Below are 4,756 nucleotides of genomic sequence, written 5' to 3'. Positions count from 1 at the left end.
GGGCGTGGCGACTTGCTTAGACATAATTCAACTTTTGTTTTTATAAGGGAAAGTGGTCACCAGACGGCTGGATCGTCTTATTTTTTGTCGGATGTGTCCAGTGTCCTGTATCGGAAGCGGGGCTTAGTCTCTGAAGGTCTCATCCCTCCGAAAACAAAGATAAAGGTGCCGCATGATCCCCAGAACCCTGTTCAGTCCCGAGCACGAACTGTTCCGCGACAGCGTGCGCACGTTCCTCGAAAAGGAGGCCGTGCCGTTCCATGGACAGTGGGAGAAGCAAGGCTACATCGACCGTAATCTGTGGAACAAGGCGGGGGAGGCGGGGATGCTGTGCTCGCACCTGCCGGAGGAGTACGGCGGGCTGGGGGCGGACTTCCTCTACAGCGCGGTGGTGATCGAAGAGGTCGGCCGGCTGGGGTTGACCGGCATCGGTTTTTCGCTGCATTCGGACATCGTGGCGCCCTACATCCTGCATTACGGCAGCGAGGCGCTGAAGCAGAAATACCTGCCGAAACTGGTGTCCGGCGAAATGGTCAGCGCCATCGCCATGACCGAGCCGGGGGCGGGCTCCGACCTGCAAGGGGTCAAGACCACTGCGGTGCTGGACGGCGACGAATACGTGATCAACGGCTCGAAGACCTTCATCACCAACGGCTTTCTCGCGGATCTGGTGATCGTCGTCGCCAAGACCGACCCGAAGGCCGGGGCCAAGGGCACCAGCCTGTTTCTGGTGGAGGCCGGCACGCCGGGCTTCGACAAGGGCAAGCGCCTGGAGAAGGTCGGCATGAAGGCCCAGGACACCTCGGAGCTGTTCTTTCAGGACGTGCGCGTACCGAAGGAAAACCTGTTGGGGCAGGCGGGCGCCGGATTCGCTTATCTCATGCAGGAGCTGCCGCAGGAGCGCCTGACGGTGGCCGTCGGCGGACTGGCGTCGGCCGAAGCGGCGCTGCAATGGACGCTGGACTACACCCGTGACCGCAAGGCGTTCGGCAAGTCGATCGCCGACTTCCAGAACACCCGTTTCAAGTTGGCGGAGATGGCCACCGAGATCCAGATCGGCCGGGTGTTCGTCGACCGCTGCCTGGAGCTGCACCTGCAGGGCAAGCTCGACGTGCCGACGGCGGCGATGGCCAAGTACTGGGGCACTGACCTGCAATGCAAGGTGCTCGACGAGTGCGTGCAGCTGCACGGCGGCTACGGCTTCATGTGGGAGTACCCGGTGGCCCGGGCGTGGGCGGATGCGCGGGTGCAGCGGATCTACGCCGGCACCAACGAAATCATGAAGGAGATCATCGCGCGTTCGCTTTGATGATCGAGAGAGGCTTGTTGCAGGCCGGTTCCCTGTGGGAGCCAGCCTGCTGGCGATGGTCTACCGGATGATCAAGGCGCCGGGTTCGGATGGTCCTTGTGGATCGCCTCGATCCCTTCCAGCACTTCGTCGGACAGTTTCAGGTCGAAGCTGGCGATGTTGCTGTCCAGTTGCTCCAGCGTCGTGGCGCCGATGATGTTGCTGGTGACGAACGGCTGCTGATTGACGAAGGCCAGGGCCATCTGCGCCGGATCCAGGCCATGCTCGCGGGCCAGGGCCACGTAGCGGCTGCAGGCCGCTTCCGATTGCGGATTGAAGTAGCGGCTGAAGCGGCTGTAGAGGCTCAGGCGGCCTTTCGGCGGGCGGGCGCCGCCTTCGTACTTGCCCGACAGGAAGCCGAACGCCAGCGGCGAATAGGCCAGCAGGCCGCACTGTTCGCGGATGGCGATTTCCGCCAGGCCCACCTCGAAACTGCGGTTGAGCAGGTTGTAGGGGTTCTGGATCGACACGGCGCGCGGCCAGCCCCGGGCTTCGGCCAGGGCCAGGAAACGCATGGTGCCCCACGGGGTTTCGTTGGACAGGCCGATGTGGCGGATCTTGCCGGCGCGCACCTGTTCGTCGAGCGCCTCCAGGGTGTCCTCCAGCGGCGTGAGGTTGGCTTCGGTCTTGTGCTTGTAGCCGAGCTGGCCGAAGAAGTTGGTGCTGCGCTCGGGCCAGTGCAGCTGGTAGAGGTCGATGTAGTCGGTCTGCAGGCGTTCGAGGCTCGCGTTCACCGCTTCGGTGATGTGCCGGCGGTTGTGGCGCAGGTTCTTGTCGCGGATGTAGTCGATGGTGTTGCCGGGGCCGGCGATCTTGCTCGCCAGGATCCAGTCGGCGCGGTCGCCGCGGGTCTTGAAGTAATTGCCGATGTAGCGCTCGGTGGTGGCGTAGGTCTCGGCCTTGGGCGGCACCGGGTACATCTCGGCGGTGTCGATGAAGTTGATCCCCGCGCCCTTGGCCCGTTCGATCTGCGCGAAGGCCTCGGCTTCGGTGTTTTGCTCGCCCCAGGTCATGGTGCCGAGGCAGATTGCGCTCACGTTCAGGTCGGTGCGGCCTAGCTGGCGATAGTCCATCGGGTGCTCCTTGGGCAAAGGAGCCATAAAAGCAGGTTGAATTTTTTTTCGCAATCTGGATAATTGCCGACCTCTTTCTGCAGTGGAAGTGATGCGCCGCCGCCGAAGAATCTTGCCGTTGAACGGACGCGCCGACCCGAGCCCCCGAAAGCGTCTGTATCCGGCTGCCTTTGACTTGTCAAAGTACGCACTATTCAGTAAGATCCGCCGTCTTATTTACGGGCGGCCCCTGAGGCTATAAAGAATGAAAACTTTTACTGCTAAACCGGAAACAGTAAAGCGCGACTGGTTTGTCGTCGACGCTGCTGGTCAGACCCTGGGTCGTCTGGCCACCGAAATCGCGAGCCGCCTGCGTGGCAAGCACAAGCCTGAGTACACCCCTCACGTTGACACCGGCGACTACATCGTCGTGATCAACGCCGAGCAGGTTCGTGTGACCGGCGCCAAAACCAGCGACAAAATGTACTACTCCCACTCCGGTTTCCCGGGCGGCATCAAGTCGATCAACTTTGAAAAGCTGATCGCCAAGGCCCCTGAGCGCGTGATCGAGACCGCGGTAAAAGGCATGCTGCCTAAGAACCCGCTGGGTCGCGACATGTACCGTAAGCTGAAAGTCTATGCGGGCGCTGCTCACCCTCATACTGCTCAGCAGCCCCAAGAACTGAAGATTTAACGGAATAGTTCATTATGTCGGCGACTCAAAATTACGGCACTGGCCGTCGCAAGACCGCAACCGCACGCGTTTTCCTGCGTCCGGGCACTGGTAACATCTCCATCAACAACCGTTCGCTGGATACCTTCTTCGGCCGCGAAACTGCCCGCATGGTAGTTCGTCAGCCGCTGGAGCTGACCGAAACCGTCGAGAAGTTCGACGTGTACGTCACCGTGATCGGCGGTGGTGTGAGTGGTCAAGCTGGCGCAATCCGCCACGGCATCACCCGCGCCCTGATGGACTACGACGAGTCTCTGCGCAGCGCTCTGCGTAAAGCCGGCTACGTCACTCGTGACGCCCGTGAAGTTGAACGTAAGAAAGTCGGTCTGCGTAAAGCGCGTAAGCGTCCGCAGTACTCGAAGCGTTAATTCCGCTTCCACGTTCAAAAGAACGCCCGATTCCTCACGGAACCGGGCGTTTTTTTATGCCTGCGATTTGTTGAAGAATTGCGCTGTGACAACTTGCCACATCCGTAGACCCCCTATACTACAAGGCTTGAGGGCCAGCCCTCCGGGTAATTACCTTGTCAGAATTGGGGGTTTTCATTACCATTCGGCAAAATTTTTATAAGTACATAGTTGTATTTAGTAGATGCCTGATTTAACAGGCCACAAAGCTGATGGGAGAGGACTGAATGAGCAATGACGGCGTGAATGCAGGCCGGCGTCGCTTCCTGGTTGCAGCCACATCCGTGGTGGGTGCTGCAGGGGCGGTGGGGGCTGCGGTCCCGTTCGTGGGGTCATGGTTTCCCAGTGCCAAGGCGAAAGCTGCCGGTGCACCGGTGAAAGTGAATGTCAGCAAGATCGAGCCAGGCCAGCAGATGATTGCTGAGTGGCGCGGCCAGCCGGTGTTCATTGTCCGCCGTACCGAGGAAATCCTGGGGAATCTCAAGAAGATCGAGGGCCAGCTCTCCGATCCGGCCTCCAAAAACTCCACGCAACCCACTTATGTCGACCCGGAAGTGCGGTCGATCAAGCCCGAAATCCTGCTGCTGATCGGCATCTGCACGCACCTGGGATGCTCCCCGACCTTCCGTCCCGAAGTGGCGCCCGCGGATCTGGGCAAAGACTGGGTAGGCGGCTATTTCTGCCCTTGCCACGGTTCCCACTACGATCTGGCTGGCCGCGTCTACAAGTCGCAACCTGCGCCTTTGAACCTGCCAGTGCCCCCGCATTCCTATGAGTCTGACGACGTCATCGTCATCGGCGTCGACAAGGAGAACGCGTGATGAGCAAGTTCATGGATTGGGTGGATGCGCGCTTCCCCGCCACCAAAATGTGGGAAGACCATCTCAGCAAGTATTACGCTCCGAAAAACTTCAACTTCTTCTACTTCTTCGGCTCCCTGGCGCTGCTCGTCCTGGTCAACCAGATCGTCACCGGCGTCTGGCTGACCATGAGCTACACCCCGTCGGCGGAAGAGGCGTTCGCCTCCGTCGAATACATCATGCGCGACGTCGAGTACGGCTCGATCCTGCGCCTGCTCCACTCCACCGGCGCTTCGGCGTTCTTCATCGTGGTCTATCTGCACATGTTCCGTGGCCTGCTCTACGGTTCGTACCAGAAGCCGCGTGAGCTGCGCGACGATGCGCGTTCCGCCCTTGACCGTGGAGGGCAGGGCGAC

The 4,756-nt window shown here is 60.4% G+C and carries 6 protein-coding genes; 5 read left to right on the top strand and 1 reads right to left on the bottom strand.

Going from position 1 to position 4,756, the window contains the following annotated elements; genetic code table 11:
• The first annotated feature begins 172 nt into the window (after nt 1-172).
• Complete coding sequence (locus ACIP0B_RS21000) at nt 173-1,309, top strand: acyl-CoA dehydrogenase family protein (protein ID WP_400835661.1); 1,137 nt, start codon at nt 173-175, stop codon at nt 1,307-1,309.
• 71 nt (nt 1,310-1,380) lie between these two features.
• On the opposite strand, the gene ACIP0B_RS20995 is transcribed toward ACIP0B_RS21000, so the two are convergent.
• Nucleotides 1,381-2,421 carry an NADP(H)-dependent aldo-keto reductase gene (locus tag ACIP0B_RS20995; RefSeq protein WP_400835659.1) on the bottom strand — a complete coding sequence of 347 codons (1,041 nt, stop codon included), beginning with the start codon at nt 2,419-2,421 and terminating at the stop codon, nt 1,381-1,383.
• A gap of 244 nt (nt 2,422-2,665) precedes the next feature.
• On the opposite strand from ACIP0B_RS20995, the gene rplM reads away from it, so the two are divergent.
• The 4 genes from rplM to ACIP0B_RS20975 form a co-directional block, all read left to right on the top strand.
• A complete protein-coding gene (gene rplM / locus ACIP0B_RS20990) occupies nt 2,666-3,094 on the top strand; it encodes a 50S ribosomal protein L13 (RefSeq protein WP_013789889.1) in 429 nt (142 codons plus the stop codon).
• Nucleotides 3,095-3,108: 14 nt separating this feature from the next.
• Nucleotides 3,109-3,501, top strand: coding sequence for a 30S ribosomal protein S9 (gene rpsI, locus ACIP0B_RS20985; RefSeq protein ID WP_085584816.1), 393 nt, complete (start codon nt 3,109-3,111; stop codon nt 3,499-3,501).
• Nucleotides 3,502-3,767: 266 nt separating this feature from the next.
• Nucleotides 3,768-4,361: a ubiquinol-cytochrome c reductase iron-sulfur subunit gene (gene petA / locus ACIP0B_RS20980; protein WP_400835656.1), complete on the top strand. Its 594-nt coding sequence runs from the start codon at nt 3,768-3,770 to the stop codon at nt 4,359-4,361.
• Nucleotides 4,361-4,756: cytochrome bc complex cytochrome b subunit (locus ACIP0B_RS20975; protein ID WP_400835654.1), on the top strand; the 396-nt coding region annotated here is incomplete at its 3' end. The genes petA and ACIP0B_RS20975, both read left to right, overlap by 1 nt.

The organism is Pseudomonas sp. NPDC089534 (genome assembly GCF_044749305.1).
Taxonomy (GTDB): domain Bacteria; phylum Pseudomonadota; class Gammaproteobacteria; order Pseudomonadales; family Pseudomonadaceae; genus Aquipseudomonas; species Aquipseudomonas ekonensis.
This window is presented reverse-complemented; position numbering and strand designations above follow the sequence as displayed.